The organism is Halopseudomonas salina, from assembly GCF_014637955.1.
Taxonomy (GTDB): domain Bacteria; phylum Pseudomonadota; class Gammaproteobacteria; order Pseudomonadales; family Pseudomonadaceae; genus Halopseudomonas; species Halopseudomonas salina.
On record NZ_BMFF01000001.1, the window covers coordinates 78,274 to 94,907 of the forward strand.

14 protein-coding genes are annotated in these 16,634 nt (G+C 58.4%); 10 read left to right on the forward strand and 4 right to left on the reverse strand.

Features of this window, described 5'->3' with window-relative positions:
* Positions 1 to 97: 97 nt before the first annotated feature.
* On the forward strand, positions 98 to 2,809 hold the full coding sequence (locus IEV54_RS00405) for a cation-translocating P-type ATPase (RefSeq protein ID WP_150277799.1): 2,712 nt from the start codon (positions 98 to 100) through the stop codon (positions 2,807 to 2,809).
* A gap of 50 nt (positions 2,810 to 2,859) precedes the next feature.
* On the opposite strand, the gene IEV54_RS00410 is transcribed toward IEV54_RS00405, so the two are convergent.
* Positions 2,860 to 5,271, reverse strand: a complete 2,412-nt coding sequence (locus IEV54_RS00410) for a phosphoketolase family protein (protein WP_150277798.1) — start codon at positions 5,269 to 5,271, stop codon at positions 2,860 to 2,862.
* 179 nt (positions 5,272 to 5,450) lie between these two features.
* Between IEV54_RS00410 and IEV54_RS00415 the strand changes: the two genes are divergently transcribed.
* The 7 genes from IEV54_RS00415 (at position 5,451) to IEV54_RS00445 (ending at position 12,296) form a co-directional block, all read left to right on the forward strand.
* Complete coding sequence (locus IEV54_RS00415) at positions 5,451 to 5,861, forward strand: hypothetical protein (RefSeq protein WP_150277797.1); 411 nt, start codon at positions 5,451 to 5,453, stop codon at positions 5,859 to 5,861.
* Between the two features lie 123 nt (positions 5,862 to 5,984).
* Positions 5,985 to 7,080 (forward strand): peptide chain release factor 2 gene (gene prfB, locus IEV54_RS00420; RefSeq protein WP_150277796.1). Its coding sequence is split into 2 segments (ribosomal slippage): positions 5,985 to 6,056 and positions 6,058 to 7,080, totalling 1,095 coding nucleotides; the frame shifts between segments, so codons are not numbered across the junction.
* A gap of 75 nt (positions 7,081 to 7,155) precedes the next feature.
* On the forward strand, positions 7,156 to 8,658 hold the full coding sequence (lysS, locus tag IEV54_RS00425) for a lysine--tRNA ligase (RefSeq protein ID WP_150277795.1): 1,503 nt from the start codon (positions 7,156 to 7,158) through the stop codon (positions 8,656 to 8,658).
* 441 nt (positions 8,659 to 9,099) lie between these two features.
* Positions 9,100 to 10,386: a flavohemoglobin expression-modulating QEGLA motif protein gene (locus IEV54_RS00430; RefSeq protein WP_150277794.1), complete on the forward strand. Its 1,287-nt coding sequence runs from the start codon at positions 9,100 to 9,102 to the stop codon at positions 10,384 to 10,386.
* 34 nt (positions 10,387 to 10,420) lie between these two features.
* Positions 10,421 to 10,750, forward strand: coding sequence for a PA3694 family proteiin (locus IEV54_RS00435; RefSeq protein ID WP_150277793.1), 330 nt, complete (start codon positions 10,421 to 10,423; stop codon positions 10,748 to 10,750).
* A gap of 3 nt (positions 10,751 to 10,753) precedes the next feature.
* The gene (gene ung / locus IEV54_RS00440; RefSeq protein ID WP_150277792.1) at positions 10,754 to 11,449 is read left to right on the forward strand and encodes a uracil-DNA glycosylase; all 696 of its coding nucleotides are present in this window, start codon (positions 10,754 to 10,756) and stop codon (positions 11,447 to 11,449) included.
* 31 nt (positions 11,450 to 11,480) lie between these two features.
* On the forward strand, positions 11,481 to 12,296 hold the full coding sequence (locus tag IEV54_RS00445) for an enoyl-CoA hydratase (RefSeq protein WP_150277791.1): 816 nt from the start codon (positions 11,481 to 11,483) through the stop codon (positions 12,294 to 12,296).
* Between the two features lie 36 nt (positions 12,297 to 12,332).
* On the opposite strand, the gene IEV54_RS00450 is transcribed toward IEV54_RS00445, so the two are convergent.
* Both IEV54_RS00450 and ygfZ read right to left on the reverse strand, forming a co-directional pair.
* Positions 12,333 to 13,160, reverse strand: a complete 828-nt coding sequence (locus IEV54_RS00450) for an HDOD domain-containing protein (RefSeq protein ID WP_150277790.1) — start codon at positions 13,158 to 13,160, stop codon at positions 12,333 to 12,335.
* Positions 13,161 to 13,172: 12 nt separating this feature from the next.
* Positions 13,173 to 14,087: a CAF17-like 4Fe-4S cluster assembly/insertion protein YgfZ gene (ygfZ, locus tag IEV54_RS00455; RefSeq protein WP_223825446.1), complete on the reverse strand. Its 915-nt coding sequence runs from the start codon at positions 14,085 to 14,087 to the stop codon at positions 13,173 to 13,175.
* 237 nt (positions 14,088 to 14,324) lie between these two features.
* Here ygfZ and IEV54_RS00460 point away from each other — a divergent pair, with 237 nt between their 5' ends.
* Positions 14,325 to 14,579 (forward strand): FAD assembly factor SdhE, encoded by a 255-nt coding sequence (locus IEV54_RS00460; protein ID WP_150277788.1) that lies wholly within the window; start codon positions 14,325 to 14,327, stop codon positions 14,577 to 14,579.
* Positions 14,563 to 15,015 (forward strand): hypothetical protein, encoded by a 453-nt coding sequence (locus IEV54_RS00465; protein ID WP_150277787.1) that lies wholly within the window; start codon positions 14,563 to 14,565, stop codon positions 15,013 to 15,015. Before IEV54_RS00460 ends, IEV54_RS00465 begins: the two co-directional genes overlap by 17 nt.
* Here the strand turns inward: IEV54_RS00465 and nadB are convergent.
* Positions 14,984 to 16,597: an L-aspartate oxidase gene (nadB, locus tag IEV54_RS00470; protein ID WP_150277786.1), complete on the reverse strand. Its 1,614-nt coding sequence runs from the start codon at positions 16,595 to 16,597 to the stop codon at positions 14,984 to 14,986. The genes IEV54_RS00465 and nadB overlap by 32 nt on opposite strands.
* Positions 16,598 to 16,634 lie beyond the last annotated feature (37 nt).

A 16,634-nucleotide genomic window follows, 5' to 3' on the forward strand; every position in this document is an offset into this window, starting at 1 on the left:
CACTTTTCCGGGTCTACATTTGATCTGAGTCAGCTCCCCGTCTGTCTGCACGGGGCACTCTGGCCAGGGGGAATCGATCCGGGATCAGGAGCAGGCCATGCAGGATACCAAGCGCACCCAGTGGCATACCATGAGCACAGAGGCGGTTCGAGAGACGCTTGAAGTGCCGGAAGCCGGATTAAACCGGGAAGAAGTGAAGCGTCGCCTTGAAGAGCACGGCGCCAATATTCTGCCCGAGACTGAGGGCCGGCCGATTTGGTTGCGGTTACTTGCCCAGTTCAACAACGTCCTGATCTATGTGCTGATGAGTGCTGTGCTGGTCACGGCGCTGCTGGGGCACTGGCTGGATACCGCAGTAATCTTTGCTGTTGTTCTGGTGCAGGGGGTGGTCGGCTTCATTCAGGAGGGTCGTGCCGAGAAGGCACTGGCTGCTATACGTCATATGCTCGCACCCAGGGCCACTGTCCTGCGTGACGGTCAGCGCTTGCACATCGATGCCAGTGATCTGGTGCCGGGGGATGTGCTTTTGCTTGAGCCCGGTGATCGAGTGCCGGCCGATATACGGCTGGACCAGGTACATGGTCTTAGCGTCGATGAATCGATGCTCACCGGTGAGTCGATACCCGTCGAGAAGGCCCTGGAGACTCAGCCTGCCGATGCAGCCCTGGGAGACCGTTTATGTCTGGCCTATTCGGGCACCCTGGTGAGAACCGGGACTGCCCGGGGCGTGGTGGTGGCCACCGGCTTGCATAGCGAGATCGGCCGCATATCCGGTCTGCTGTCGGAGGTGGCAGTACTGCAAACCCCGCTGACTCAGCAAATGAACCGGTTTTCACGCTATTTGTCGCTGGTCATTGTGCTAGCAGGTCTAGGCGTATTTTTACTGGGTTGGCAGTTTGGCGACAGGCCGCTCGCTGACCTGTTCATGGCTGTGGTTGCGCTGACCGTATCGGCGATACCGGAGGGGCTGCCGGCGATTCTTACCATCACCCTGGCGATTGGTGTTCAGCGCATGGCTAATCGCAAGGCGGTGGTTCGACGAATGCCTGCGATAGAAACACTGGGCGCGGTATCCATCATCTGTACGGACAAGACCGGTACTCTGACCCGCAATGAAATGATGGTGGCGGCGCTGGTGCTGGACGATCAGATATTTCCGGTCAGCGGGGACGGCTATGACCTTGGAGGGGACATTGGCGCGGCAGAGGGTGCCGGTGGATCGGTACCTGCTCCGCAGCAGCTGGTTGCGGATCTGGCCCAGGCAGCGCTGCTGTGCAATGACGCGAGACTTGATACCACCGCTGAGCAGATCAAGGTCGTCGGCGATCCGATGGAAGCCGCACTGCTGGTGCTGGCTGCCAAGGCTGGCCTGGACCTGAACGGGTACGGCGCCGAGTGGCCACGACAGGACGAGGTGCCCTTCGATTCCGACCTGAGGTATATGGCGACACTCAACCATGATCATCACGGTCAGGCGCGAATCTTCGTCAAGGGTGCGCCCGAGCGGGTGATGGCTCTCTGTGAAATGGTGCGCAACAGTGAAGGCAGCGCAGCGCCACTTGACCCTGAGCGCTGGCAACGACACATAGATAAGCTGGCGGGCCAAGGCCTGCGAATCCTGGCTCTGGCCGCCGCGCCTGCACCCTCGGGCTCCGGCGAGCTGAACGTGGAAACACTGGGCGCGGGTCTGGAATTGATCGGGCTGGTAGGTCTGCTGGACCCGCCACGTCAGGAGGCGATGGAGGCGATCGCCGAATGTCGCCAGGCGGGTATCGAGGTCAAGATGATTACCGGGGACCATGCAGTGACCGCGCGTGCCATTGCAGAGAAACTGGGGTTGCGCAATACCCGCGAAGTAGCCAGCGGCAAGGATATTGACGCCCTGGATGACGCTTCTCTGGTTGAGTTGGCCCAGCGGGTAGACGTCTTTGCTCGTACCAGTCCGGAGCACAAATTGCGCCTGGTGCAGGCGCTACAAAGCGCCCGGGGCGTGGTAGCAATGACCGGCGATGGCGTTAATGACTCACCCGCGCTCAAGCGCGCTGATGTGGGTATCGCGATGGGCCAGAAGGGCTCGGCCGCTGCTCGGGAGGCCTCTGACATCGTATTGTTGGACGACAATTTCGCGACCCTCGCCGCGGCCGTGCGTGAAGGCAGAACGGTCTATACCAATCTGAAAAAGGCCATCAGTTTTCTGTTGCCGATCAATGGTGGCGAGGCGGCGAGTCTGATCGTTGCTTTGCTGTTGGGATTGGCTTTGCCAATCACGGCATTGCAGATACTCTGGGTCAACCTGGTCAGCTCTGTGGTGCTGGCTATGGGTCTTGCCTTCGAGCCAGCAGAGAATGACGTGATGCACAAACCCCCCAGGCCTGCGGACGAAGGGCTGCTGGACGCTTTTCTGGTGTGGCGCATCGTACTGGTATCGTTGCTTTTTCTGGGCGGCATATTCGCCTCTTTCCAATGGGCAGTCCATGCCGGCTTGGGCGAAGCCGCCGCGCGAACCCTGGCAGTGAATACCCTGGTGGCGATGGAGGTGTTCTATCTGTTCTCCGTCCGGTATCTGGACAGTGCATCAATCACCTTGCAGGGGGTGTTGGGCACCCGCGCGGTCTGGATCGTGATTGTTCTGATAGTCCTGCTGCAATGGCTGTTTACCTATGCACCCTTTATGCAGTCGATGTTTCTTACTGCTCCACTGGATTGGAGCACGTTGGCAATTGCGCCAGCAGCGGGGGTGATTGTGCTGCTCGTTCTCGAGCTGGAAAAGCGGGTCAGACATCCACGCCCTGGGTTGGCTCGGACCTAGTCCAACTCTTGAAGAAAAGTTGCGGGCCCATCAATCAGGGCCCGCGCTTTTCAGCGTAATATTGCCGGGTTGCCGCAACCGCTTATAGCGGCCCACTCCTGCTCATCCAGCCAATATTGTGAGTCGGCCTCTGGCGCCGTGCGCGCGGCGGCCCCAATTACGTGGGCCCAGGTGCAACGGTTGGTGAACAGCATGCCGGTATGATCGAATGTTCCGCCCTGGTTGATATACCCCAGCACCTGACTGCGTGCCGGAACCGGGAACAGGCTGTGCAGATGGCCACGCATCACCTCGGGGCGCATATGAGTGAGCATCACGCGCCGGGTCATGCTGGCAGGAAACAGCGTTTCTATTTCCTGGGCACTGGCGCTGCATGCGGCCTCGTGAGTGTCCCGGGGGGTGGTAAATCGTCCCGGCTCCTGCAGATACACCAATCGCCAAGACTGGTCATGCTCGGTCAGTCGCTGTGCGGCGCGGAGCATTTCACCGAGCTGGTATGCGCCATTGGCGATCAACAGTAAAGGTTCGCCTTTGCCCCGATGTTCATTAAGCACAATGGCACCTTGGTCTGCCAGTTGGTGGGCTTGCTGCGGGCTCATCCATACAGGACACTCTCCCTTGGGGATGACCATGCAGCTGAGCTGTCCGCGGTTTTGCCAGATGCCCGGCAACAGGGCGAGGATGCTGTTGTAGTCCGCAGGAAACAGAACTCGCATTACATCGTGCATCTCGGCCAGCAGGCTTTCGCAAAAGGTGGTGTCCTGGTGCGACTGCTCGTTCTTGCCGTTTTCCCAGGTGTGTGAGGTGGCAATCAGCGGAAATCCCAACCATTGGGCGGGCCTGCCCACTTCTTTCTGATGGCGGGCGAAAATCAGCTCCTGACGCACGGCCCCAAGCATTTTTACGCAAAAGGCCTCGTAACTGGCAACCAGGTTCAGTCCTCCCTTGTTGGCCAGGCAGGCGGAGACCACGGCCTCTTCATTCAAAGCGGTAATCACTCTGCCATCAATCGCTTCGAGCTCGCTTTCCGGTTCCAGCACGCGGTGCTTGAGCGCCTTGAGGACGCCGCTCAGACGGTTGCTGGCCAGTTCGTCCGGGTTGCCTACGCGGGCGCGCAGTTCGGGGTTGGCTTCGACCAGTGAGGTGAAAAAACGATCTACTGCGCGCATGGGTGACACCGTATCCTGGCTCCATTCCAGTGGAGGAATGATCGGCTCTGCCGGGTTGCGCTTCGCGAGGGAATGGTCGCGCTCGCGCGGACGTTTATCGGCATCATGCCGGTTGAGTTGCTCGCGTGCCTGCTGCAGATCCAAGGGGCTTACCCAGAGCAACCCGGCGTGCTGGTTGAACAGGTCCCGTGCGGCTTGATCGTGCCGTGGATTGCCTGGCAGGGGCAGGTTGTGCGCGGCGTTCTTGCCGGCGCCATAAAAGCCGAATCCCTTGACCGTCTCGGCGATGGCATAGGGGATCGGCAGGGGATACTGCAACAGTCCGGCATGGTATTCCTCCACGCGGCGTTCCAGGCGCTGCTCCATCTCGTGCAGGGCGCAGACTATGGCTGCGGGATCACGGCCGTCGATGCGCATCGGATCAAAGCCGCAGGCGCGAAGATGTTTGGCAAAGGCATCCAGGCCCTTCTCGGTGCCCAACTCGGTGCGTTGCTCAATGCGCCGGCCATTGGCGATCATTACCGGCAGGGCTACGCCACAGTCTTCAGCCCGCCACCAACGTGGAATCCAGTCGCTGCCACGTTGCTCTTCTGCGGCGCCGTCGGATAGAAAGGCCACCAGCGTTTCGCCCGGTAGAGGCATGTGCGCATATTGCAATTCGGCAAAGCCCAAATAGCCACCCTCAATCACGCCGCCTGCGGTAAAGGCGTTGACATGACTACCCAAGGGAGCTGCAGGGCGCCCATTGGGCATCTGCGCATAGCCATAAAAATCCTTTAACAGCTGGTTAAGCCCTGCATTGCCGGCGTAGCGTGCGGCCTGCTCGGGGTGCACATTGCCGATCAGAACGTTGACGGCGTCAATCGCTGCCACGCAATGCCCTTGCCCCATCAGCCAGCTGCGCGTGCGTCCCGTCAGGCTATCCAGTGCCAGATAGGCCGCATAGGCGGGCACCATGTTCAGGGCGCCTCCGGTATGACCCTCGGGTCTGGACTTGAAATCCTCTGCTGCCAACGGCGTGCCGTCTGTCTGGCAGCGCTTGGCGTAGGTCATGTGCACCACCAGCCACATGCCGGCGCTGGTTAGATGGTCGAGTGCGATAAGCTGGTTGTATACGCCGTCGGGATCAGCGTGCTGACCTTTTTGCTGTAACAGGTGAGCCAGGCGATAAACAGCTGCCTGGGTTTCCGGGGTATGCACAATGACGCCATGGCCGGCGCGCCAGCGGGCAAAGGCCGGGCATTGATCTGCGTGTTCATCAAGCGTGTTCTGGTCTGGCAGTAGCTGGCTCACGGTATGACTCCGTTGCAAATAAGTGACCTGATCGGTTCAGTCTAGGCCGTAGCACAGTGGAGCTAACTGATCTGCGTCAAGGCCATTTGCATCCCTTTGGTTTCACCGCTTTGCAGGGCCATGGCGCAGTGCTTCGAGCCTGCTATAGTCGTAGCTCAAAATAATAAAGAGGTGTGACCATGCAACGCTGGATATTCGTTTTCGTCGCCGGTTTCCTGGCTGTTCTGTGCTTTCATCAGGCGGCACTGGGGCTTCTGCACTCGGCGGGTGTGGTGCCTTTCGCACCTTACTCGCTGCAACCCACTGCCCCGCTGGGGATTCCCTCAGTCATATCAGCGAGTTTCTGGGGTGGGCTCTGGGCGTTGGTCATGATCGCAGTGCTGGACAAAATCGGCCATGCTCTGATCTGGCTCAAGGCCGCTTTGTTCGGTGGTATCGCGCTGACCCTGGTCGCGCTTATCGTTGTATTTCCGCTCAAGGGGTACGGTTTTGATATGGCCCAGCTACCAGGCCGTTTCATCATAGGCTTCATACTAAATGCATTCTGGGGCATAGGCACTATTGTATTCGTCCGGGTGTTGCCCCACTGAGAAAGGGCTGGGTTGGTGGCTCCCTCGGGCGCCACTGCAGTCTGCTCTACAAACCCTTGAGTACTGCACGTGGAGCCCGAAATCGGCTATAGTGGCGGCTTTTGCCTGACGGGATTTGTCACCATGGAAATCAATCCGATTCTTAACACCATCAAAGATCTGCGTGGCCGCTCTGAGTCCATCAGGGGGTATCTTTGACTACGATCATAAACATGATCGTCTGACCGAAGTCGAACGCGAAATGGAAGACCCCAGCGTCTGGAACGACCCCGAGCGGGCCCAGAACCTGGGACGCGAGCGCGCGCAGCTGGCGCAGATCGTGGAAACCCTGGACGAGATGCATGCCGGTCTGAACGATGCTTCGGAATTGCTGGAAATGGCAGCCGAAGAAGAGGACGAAGGCGCAGTCGCCGATGTGGTGACCGAGCTTGATAGACTGCAGAAGAGTCTGGAGAAGCTCGAATTCCGCCGCATGTTCAGTGGCGAGATGGATCCAACCAATTGCTATCTGGATATCCAGGCCGGGTCGGGTGGCACCGAAGCCCAGGATTGGGCCAACATGTTGCTGCGCATGTACCTGCGCTGGGCCGATCAGCGCGGCTTCGAAACCGAGATTGTCGAACTCTCCGAAGGTGAAGTTGCCGGTATCAAGAGCGCTACCGTCTATATCAAGGGTGAATACGCCTTTGGCTGGCTGCGCACCGAGATCGGTGTGCATCGCCTGGTGCGCAAGAGCCCCTATGACTCGGGCAACAGACGGCATACTTCCTTCTCCGCGGTATTTGTCTCCCCGGAGATTGACGACGATATCGAGATCGATATCAATCCCGCCGATCTGCGCGTGGACACCTATCGCTCCCAGGGCGCTGGTGGCCAGCACGTTAACACCACCGATTCTGCGGTGCGCATTACCCACGTACCGACCAATACGGTGGTCAGCTGTCAGAGCCAGCGTTCCCAGCATGGCAACCGCGATACCGCGATGAAGATGCTGCGCGCCAAACTCTACGAGCAGGAAATGATGAAGCGCACAGCCGCTGCCCAGGCGCTGGAAGACAGCAAGTCCGATATTGGCTGGGGCCACCAGATCCGCTCCTATGTACTCGATCAGTCCCGGATCAAGGATCTGCGGACCAATATCGAGAACAGCAACTGCAACGCGGTACTTGACGGGGATTTGGACGAATTCATCGAAGCCAGTCTGAAACAGGGGCTTTAAGCGCCGCCGCCGCGCCCGATGCAAGACAACGTCTGATCTACGCCATACAACTGTAACGCCCAGGAATACGCAAACATGACCGACCAGCCGCAAGACCCGCACGCCCGTCACGAGGAAGAAAACAGCCTGATCGCGATGCGCAAGGAAAAGCTCGCCCACGAACGCGCCAAGGGCCGGGTATTTCCCAACGATTTCCGCCGTGACAGCTACTGCGCCGATCTGCAGAAAACCTATGCGGACAAGACCAAACCGGAGCTTGAGGAAGCAGCGATCCCGGCCAAGGTGGCCGGTCGTATCATGCTCAATCGCGGTGCTTTCCTGGTTTTGCAGGACGTCAGTGGGCGCATTCAGCTCTACGTTGACCGCAAGGGCCTGCCGGCCGAAACCCTGGAGGCTATCAAGCACTGGGACCTGGGCGATATCGTAGCGGCCGAAGGTATCCTTCAGCGCTCGGGCAAAGGCGATCTGTACGTTCAGATGCAAAAGGCTACGCTGCTGACCAAGTCATTGCGGCCACTGCCGGACAAGCACCACGGTCTTACCGATACCGAGCAGCGTTACCGCCAGCGTTATGTTGATTTGATCGTCAACGAAGAGACGCGCAAGACGTTTCTGATCCGTTCACGTGTGGTCGCACATATCCGCAAGTTCCTGGCTGACCGTAATTTCCTCGAAGTCGAAACGCCCATGCTGCAGACGATCCCCGGTGGCGCGGCGGCCAAGCCCTTCGAGACGCATCACAATGCGCTGGATCTGCCGATGTTCCTGCGTATTGCCCCGGAGCTGTATCTGAAGCGTCTGGTGGTGGGCGGTTTCGAGAAGGTGTTCGAGATCAACCGCAACTTCCGCAACGAGGGTGTTTCGACCCGGCACAATCCGGAGTTCACCATGCTCGAGTTCTACCAGGCCTATGCCGATTACGAAGACAACATGGATCTGACCGAGGAGCTGTTCCGCGAGTTGGCGACGGAAGTCTTGGGCACCACAGATGTGCCCTACCAGGGCAAGGTGTTCCATTTCGGCGAGCCCTTTGCTCGGCTGTCGGTGTTCGATTCAATCCTGAAGTTCTGCCCCGAGATCAGTGCGGCTGATCTACAGGACCTGGACTCGGCCCGTGCTATTGCCAAGAAAGCCGGTGCGGATGTGAAGGGCTTCGAGGGTCTAGGCAAGCTGCAGGTGATGATTTTCGAGGAGCGGGTCGAGCATCTTCTGGAGCAGCCGACTTTCATTACCCGTTATCCCTTTGAGGTGTCTCCGCTGGCGCGTCGCAGTGACGATGATCCGAGTGTGACTGACCGTTTCGAGCTATTTATTGGCGGCCGCGAGATTGCCAATGCCTACTCGGAGCTTAACGACGCCGAGGACCAGGCTGAGCGTTTCCTGGCTCAGGTAGCAGACATGGATGCGGGTGACGATGAAGCCATGCACTACGATGCCGACTTTGTGCGTGCGCTGGAATATGGCATGCCGCCGACGGCGGGCGAGGGCATCGGTATTGATCGCCTGGTGATGTTGTTGACTGACGCGCCGTCCATTCGCGATGTGATTCTGTTTCCGCATATGCGGCCTGAGGTTTGAGTTCGTTTGGTAACGTTTAAGGAAACCTGATCTCAGGGATTGTGTGTTTGGCGCGCCTGGGTACGGCCGGTGGCGGACACGCTACGAGCACATCCATGTGGGCTCGTCGCTGGCCGTCCCTGGCCAGCGACGGTCCGCCACCGGCCGCACCCAGACACGCTTGTAGACTTGGGTGTTTGATCAGGTTTCCGGTGAGATTGAAGAGGCAGCGCGGAACGTAAAGTGGGGATTGGTATGGGGTTTAGGCGCTCTCGGAAGCACTCCTTTCCCTACCGCGGCGCCGGGTAACCCTCATGCTGGACCGTCGATGGCCAGGGATGGCCAGCGACGAGCCTACAGGGATGTACTTGCGGCGTGTCCAGCATGAGGGTTGCCCGGCCAAGCGTTGCACGAGCTCGAAAAAGCATCACCCGACCACGCATAAACCAAAGCAGGAACACCATGACGGTAAAACAGAGCGAGCAGTACCAGTTGGTAATTCGCAGTCTGTCCGACCGCATTGTCGAGGCGCAGGCGCCGATCCGGATTCTGGATGCGATCAAGTGGGATGACAGTCTGCGTGAGGAGTTCTTTCGCAAACGCTGCAAGAGCATTCCCGATGTGGGCCCTGATTACTACGCCAAGCGCCCGCTGGGCTTTGACCCGGCAGAGCGTCGCCAGGTGCTGCAGGATATCGAACGCGACATCACCCGTCAGCTGGGCACCTTCAACCCGGTAGGCCAGATCATGCGGCGCATGTGCAAGGAATACCGCATGGTGATCCGCATGCTCGAGGCGCGCGGCACCCCTGATATGGGGCTTATATCCCAGGAATTGTATGGTTCTGCCTCCGACGCCTTCCACGCTGGCGACCCGACCCTGACCGATCTGGGCATCATGCTCAGCGAGTCATTGGCCAATATCGGCAAGACCGAATTGCTCAGTGAGCCCAAGACCATCGCTGCGCCCGAAGCGGTGGACATTTTGCAGGCGCGGATGAATGAAGCCTTTCCGGACGATCAGGCCGTGCGCGTATTCGAATCCGACGGCATCGTCGCTGACGCGGCTGCTGGCGCGGACTATATCAAGATCCGCAGTGACGCCAAATTCAATCAGCGTGATTTGAAAATCCTCGCCGTGCACGAGGGCATGGTGCATGTAGCGACCAGTCTTAACGGCCAGCACCAGCCGATCTGTACCTTCCTGGCCAAGGGGCCGCCGTCGTCGACCGTGACCCAGGAGGGCCTGGCCATTCTGATGGAGGTAATCACCTTCGCCTCCTATCCGGCGCGTTTGCGCAAACTGACCGACCGCACACGGGCGATTCAGCTGGCTGAAAGTGGTGGTGACTTTATGGATGTATTCCAGTTTTACCGGGAGCAGGAATATTCCCGTGAAAACAGTTACACCAATGCCAGTCGGGTATTTCGCGGATCCAGCAGTAATGGGCTGCCGTTTACCAAGGATCTGGCCTATCTAAAGGGTTTTATCCTGACCTATAACTATATTCAGCTCGCGGTACGCAAGGGCAAGCTCCAGCAAATACCGCTATTGTTCTGTGGCAAGACCACGTTGGAAGATATGCGCACCCTGGGCCAACTGGTAGAGGAGGGGCTTGTGGTGCCGCCGCGTTACTTGCCAGAACCCTTTGCCGATCTGAATGCGCTGAGTGCCTGGATGTGTTTTTCCGGCTTTCTGAATAACCTCAGTCTCGACAGGATCGAGGCCGATTACGCCAACATTCTCTGAGTCTTGTTACAGGGCCAGAGTGCAAGGAATTCCAATGAGTGATAGCAAGGAAATGAACAAGATACCAATGATTCTGACCGCCTTCGCGACGGTCTTTGCCACAGTTATGGTGTTGTATTTTTATGGTTACCTGAACTTCTCCCGGGAAGAACAGGGCATGGTCGTGGCCGAATTCAGTCTGATCAAGGTGGGCTCTGCAGAAGCGGGGCAGATGCGTAGTCGTGCTGCCGATCAGGTCGCGGAGTGCGTCGATGGCATCCTGATTCTGCATGACAGCCGACATAACGGCTTGTCCGGGCTGTTGATTGATGATCGTCAGCGTGTTGTGCGCTGCAGCGCCCAGTCTGTGCCGGTAGCGGAGTAACCAGTGGCACAGGGCGAGGTCAAGCTGGAGTCAGGCTGGAAAGCCGCTCTGGCTGATGAGTTCGGGAAGGAATACATGCGCACTCTGCGCGAGTTCCTGCGCGTGCAGAAAGCAAACGGCCAAATCATCTATCCTCCCGGTCCCCGGATCTTCAATGCTCTGGACAGTACCCCGCTGGATCAGGTCAAGGTGGTCATACTTGGCCAGGATCCTTACCACGGTCCGGGCCAGGCCCATGGGCTCGCTTTCTCTGTGCCGCCCGGCATAAGGCCGCCACCTTCCCTGCAAAATATCTTCAAGGAGCTGGAGAGGGATCTCGATATACCCAGACCAGCGCATGGATGCCTCACCCACTGGGCAGAGCAGGGCGTGCTTTTGCTCAACGCGGTGCTAACAGTAGAGGCGGGTGACGCGGGCTCCCATGCCAAGCGTGGCTGGGAGAGATTCACCACCCGGATTATCGAGGTGGCAGCGCAGCAGCATGAGCATCTGGTCTTCATTTTGTGGGGCAGCTATGCGCGGCAGAAGGCCGAACAGCTTGATCTTTCGAAGCATTGCGTTCTTACCTCGGCTCACCCTTCCCCTCTGTCAGCCCACCGGGGCTTTCTCGGTAACGGCCATTTTTCAGCCGCAAATGACTATCTTCAATTGCACGGGCGCAAGCCGATTGACTGGGCCTTGCCCGATAGCGCAGTCTGAATTTATCTCTTCACTGTTTCTGGAGGCCTCCATGGATCACGCACTGCAACCCTATACCGCTCTGGTCCCACGTACCGACAAGCTGGTCGTGCAGAAAGTCGGCCACACCGCGCTGGTTACCATCGATAATCCGCCAGCCAATACATGGGACAGCGATACCTTGCACGGGCTGATCGAGCTGGTTGGGCATCTTGGTGCCGATTCAGAGATCTTTGCCCTGGTGATTACCGGGCGTGGTGATCGTTTCTTTTCAGCCGGTGCCGACCTTAAACTTTTTGCCGACGGCGACAAGGCCAGAGCCCGTGAGATGGCGAGTCTCTTCGGCAAGGCTTTCGAGACGCTGCGCGATTTCTCCGGCGTAACCATTGCGGCGCTCAACGGCTATGCCATGGGTGGCGGTCTGGAGTGTGCGTTGGCTTGCGATATCAGAATTGCCGAGCGTCAGGTGCAACTGGCACTGCCGGAGGCAGGAGTTGGCCTGTTGCCGTGCGCAGGCGGTACCCAGGCGTTGGCTTGGCTGGTCGGAGAGGGCTGGGCCAAGCGGATGATTCTGTGCGGAGAGCGGATTGACGGGGTCAAAGCCGAGCGCATCGGGCTGGTGGAAGAGGTGGTAGAGCAGGACCAGGCTCTGGCGACCGCCCTAAGGCTGGCGGCTCAGGTTGGCAGGCAGAGCCCGATGGCTGTCAAGGTCTGTAAGAGCCTTATCCAGGGGGCGCGACGTCAATCACTCAACAGTTTGCTGCCCGAAGAACGTGAGCGTTTTGTTGACCTGTTCGATTACGAGGACACCCTGGAAGGTGTCAACGCGTTCTTCGACAAGCGCCCGCCACAGTGGCGTAATCGCTGACGAGGCAGTGGTTCGCTACCCGTGCCTGCCGGGCGGTTAGCCCAGCAGCTGCATGGCGGCTTCCATTTCGGCAGACAGATCTTCGTCGCCGTCCTCCCCCTGAGCCAGTCCTAGCTTGTTGAAGGAGGCTATAGTGCTCCAGTCCATTTGGGCGAGGGGATGCTCACTGCTGAGGCTCTGTAGCATCGCGACCTGGACCACATCCGAGTAATCGACCGTAGGCGTATTACGATTGAAATCCAGGTGCTCGGTCGGTATGTGGCGCAAGGGTGTTGGAAAATCCCAGGCTGCCAGAATGCGGTCACCCAGTATCGGATGAATATGCTCGATCACCAGGTTCAGGCTGATCGAATCCCTCAGCAACTGGCTGTTTTCTTCGGCATAGCTCAGAATTGGCAGGACTCCAATCTGATGCACTAGCCCGGCAAGCGTCGCCTGGTCGGGCTTGAGTCGGGTGTAGTGTCGGCAGAGTACGTGACTGATGCCAGCTACTTCGGTACTGCGGGCCCATACTTCACGCATCTTGCGGTCAATAACGTCAGAGGTCGCCTGGAACATCTGCGACATCGCCAGTCCCGTTGCGAGGTTGGCGGTGTAATTGATGCCCATGCGGTTGACCGCCATGCCCAGATCCGTGATTTCCTGGCGGGTGCGCAGTAGTGGGCTGTTAACTACCTTGATCAGGCGTGCGCTCAAGGCGGCGTCATTGCTGATCTCACGAACCAGGTCGGGAATGCTGACGTCAGGGTTTTCTGCGGCTTCGCGTATGCGCAGGGCGACTTCTGGAAGCGTAGGCAGTACCAACTGATCCTTGTCGATTGCCTGAATCAATTCTTCCTGTACGCGCTGGGCCAGATCAGTCATGGGTATTCCTTGTCATTTCGCCTGGCCGGCTTCGTCGGCCACTTCGGACTCGTAGGGCAGGGGAGCCAGAGTGAGTGCTGGCCCCTGGCTATCAATTGCACACAACGATGCCAATTGTGCCGCATCCTTTTGTACTACCGCCAGCATTTCCATATGCTCGGGGCCCAGGGCTGCCATCACCACCTCCCCCAACACCTGTCCGGTGTCCCTGTTGACTACCGGGGTGCCCGGGGCCAGACAGTCAGACTTCTCACTGACGAGTCTGAACATGCGTTTTTTCAGTTTTCCCAGATACTTCATGCGGGCCACAATTTCCTGGCCTGTGTAGCAGCCTTTCTTGAAGCTTACGGCGTCAAATACCTGAAGATTGAGCATCTGTGGAATAAAGGCTTCACGTGTCTCAGCAAACACCTGGCCAATACCCGCACGAATCTGCAGTAGCTGCCAATCGTTTAATGGTATGGCGGTGGCCGTGGCAAGCAACCGCTCGATAGCAGGCAGGGCCATTTCGGCCGGAAGCCAGAGCTCAAAGCTATCGTTGCCGGGCAGGCGAACTACCCTTGCGGCATCCAGCTGTTCCACGGTATCTGGTGCTCCGGGTACGGGCAGATCAAGTTCAGCCAGAAGCGAAGAGGCCTTCTCTCCATGGAGTCCCAGCCTCACCCAGCTATCTGTGGCGTCGATTATCTTGGTCTTGAAGAAGGCAGCATACTTGGTAAGGTCTGTGATTTGGGGCCCGATTAGCGCTTCTGCCATCGCCAGCAAGTAGTCTGACTCGTCATGGCGAAGTAGCCTGAAGCTCGACTGCATGCGGCCCTTGGGGTTGCACCGGGCGCCCAGAACGCTGCCAGGCAGAGGCAGGCGGGTGACGTCGCAGGTCAGTTGTCCCTGCAGAAATTTCGCCGAATCGGGGCCGCTGACTGCCATAATGCGTTCATGGCCAAGCCAGGCCAGTGCTGTTGCAGGCGACTTCGTTGGCGAATCGATTGGGAAGTATCTCGCGAGTTCACTATTTAGCGGATTAGTTTGGGTCATAAGCTCTGATTGCCTGATGAATTCAGCTGTTACATCATAGGGCGGCGTCGGCAGCTTGTCAGTGTCGTCTTGCGCTTATAATGTCACCTGTGCATTCTGAGGCGTTTTTACCTTATTGCGGAGAGAGAGATGTCGGCTGAAATTGAGAAGAAACGGCTGTACTGGCATAGTCGAAGGGGCATGCTTGAGCTGGATGTACTGCTGGGACCGTTTCTCGAGGAAGCCTACAGCGATCTGGATGCAGAAGACAAATTGCGTTATCGAAAGTTACTTGAGAGCGAAGACCAGGACATGTTCGGCTGGTTCATGCAACGCAGCGAACCCGACGACCCGGATCTAAAACGTATGGTAAGGATGATTCTCGACCGTGTTCAGCCAGCCTGATTATCTGATGCTTCGCAGGCAGCCTTCTCGTTTTCTGGGGGGGTTGGTGATTCTGTTGAGCGTTCTCGCCTGTGCAGCGCTCCTGCGCAGCGGCCTTCCTCCGCTGCTGGCTACGGCCAGCATGCTTGTCGTCCTGGGTTACGGTATATGGGTCTGGCCGCGGCAGGTGAGCTTGCAGCACGCGCAATCGATTACCGGATTGCGGTTCGACAGTCAGGGATGGCATGTCATGCGCCGCGATGGTTCTGAAAGCGCAGCGCGGTTGTTGGCGGACACCTTCGTCAGTGCCTTCCTTACCGTTGTGCGGTTCAGGGAGCCGGGGCGCTGGCTCGCAGTGTCTGTGATCCTGCCCGCAGATGCTGCCGCCGAGGACGCCTTGCGGCGCCTCAGGTTGCGGCTACGCTTCAGTCGTCAGCGTTGGGCGGCCGCAGAATAGTATCGACGGCCTCTGGCAACAGGTTGGGGTAGTCGAGCGTATAATGCAGGCCACGACTTTCATGGCGCTGCATCGCTGAGGTGATGATCAGATCGGCAACCGTCGCCAGATTTCGCAGTTCCAGCAGGTCCCGGCTGACTCGGTAGTTACTGTAGAATTCGTGGATTTCCGCAAGCAGCATATCAACACGATGCTTGGCTCTTTGCAGGCGCTTTGTGGTGCGCACGATACCCACGTAATCCCACATGAATCGGCGCAACTCGTCCCAGTTGTGGGAAATGATCACATCTTCGTCCGAGTCGGTGACCTGGCTCTCGTCCCAGTGCGGCAGATTGTCCGGCATGGGGGTCCGTTCAAGTTCGTTAAGTATGTCCTGAGCTGCGGCACGTCCGAACACAATGCATTCCAGCAGTGAGTTGCTGGCCATTCGGTTGGCGCCATGCAGGCCGGTGTAACTGGCTTCCCCTATGGCGTACAGGTTGTTTGCGTCGGTGCGACCGCAGGCGTCAACCACAACGCCGCCACAGGTATAGTGGGCAGCCGGCACCACCGGTATCGGTTCGCGCGTGATATCGATCCCGAATGCCAGGCAGCGCTCATGTACAGTCGGAAAATGACTGCGTATGAAATCCGCCGGCTTGTGGCTGATGTCCAGAAAGACACAATCCAGACCCAGACGCTTCATCTCGTGGTCGATCGCGCGTGCAACGATATCCCGAGGTGCGAGTTCTGCACGCTTGTCAAAACGTGGCATGAAACGCGAGCCGTCCGCTAACGTGAGCAGTGCACCTTCTCCCCGCAACGCTTCAGTCACCAGAAAACTCTTGGCCTTGGGGTGATAGAGGCAAGTGGGGTGAAACTGGTTGAACTCCATATTCGCCACCCGGCAGCCGGCCCGCCAGGCCATGGCAATGCCGTCTCCCGACGCGCTGTCGGGGTTGCTTGTATACAGATAGACCTTGCTCGCACCACCCGTTGCCAGAACCGTAAAGCGCGCGCCATAGGTTTCAACATGGCCGTTGTTACGGTTCAGAATGTAGGCGCCCAGACATTGCTTGCCAGGTAGTCCCAGTTTTCTGGTGGTGATCAGGTCAACGGCAACCCGGTTCTCCAGCAGCTCGATATTGCTGTGCTCCTGCGCCTTGTGGAGTAGCGTGTTGAAAATGGCTGCGCCGGTTGCGTCCGCTGCGTGGATGATGCGGCGGTGGCTATGGCCTCCTTCCCGAGTCAGGTGAAAATCATCACTCTCGCTGCCATCAGCACGTCGTTCGCGGGTAAAAGGTACGCCCTGATCTATCAGCCAGCCGATAGCATCACGACTGCTGCCGACAATCTGTCGAACCGCATCTTCACGACACAGGCCCCCGCCGGCGTCAAGCGTATCCTGCACATGGGCGTCGACTGTATCGGTATCGTCAAGGACGGCAGCCACGCCACCCTGTGCCCAGAAAGTCGAGCCTTCGGACAGCTGGCCCTTGCTGATCACGGCCACCCGCAAGTCGTCTGCCAGGTGCAAAGCCAGTGTCAGACCGGCGGCGCCGCTACCAATAACCAAAACATCGTAATTATGCGCTTGTCCCATGGTGTCTCAATCAGGGCCTGATGAGCCGGGTTGTTGC

What these genes read in the sequence shown, in the direction of transcription:
- IEV54_RS00450 (WP_150277790.1), bottom strand. Translation starts at nt 13,160, where the DNA reads ATGACTGATCTGGCCCAGCGCGTACAGGAAGAATTGATTCAGGCAATC.
- IEV54_RS00415 (WP_150277797.1), top strand. Translation starts at nt 5,451, where the DNA reads ATGCAACGCTGGATATTCGTTTTCGTCGCCGGTTTCCTGGCTGTTCTG.
- IEV54_RS00430 (WP_150277794.1), top strand. Translation starts at nt 9,100, where the DNA reads ATGACGGTAAAACAGAGCGAGCAGTACCAGTTGGTAATTCGCAGTCTG.
- IEV54_RS00405 (WP_150277799.1), top strand. Translation starts at nt 98, where the DNA reads ATGCAGGATACCAAGCGCACCCAGTGGCATACCATGAGCACAGAGGCG.
- IEV54_RS00460 (WP_150277788.1), top strand. Translation starts at nt 14,325, where the DNA reads ATGTCGGCTGAAATTGAGAAGAAACGGCTGTACTGGCATAGTCGAAGG.
- IEV54_RS00435 (WP_150277793.1), top strand. Translation starts at nt 10,421, where the DNA reads ATGAGTGATAGCAAGGAAATGAACAAGATACCAATGATTCTGACCGCC.
- ygfZ (WP_223825446.1), bottom strand. Translation starts at nt 14,087, where the DNA reads ATGGCAGTCAGCGGCCCCGATTCGGCGAAATTTCTGCAGGGACAACTG.
- nadB (WP_150277786.1), bottom strand. Translation starts at nt 16,597, where the DNA reads ATGGGACAAGCGCATAATTACGATGTTTTGGTTATTGGTAGCGGCGCC.
- IEV54_RS00445 (WP_150277791.1), top strand. Translation starts at nt 11,481, where the DNA reads ATGGATCACGCACTGCAACCCTATACCGCTCTGGTCCCACGTACCGAC.
- lysS (WP_150277795.1), top strand. Translation starts at nt 7,156, where the DNA reads ATGACCGACCAGCCGCAAGACCCGCACGCCCGTCACGAGGAAGAAAAC.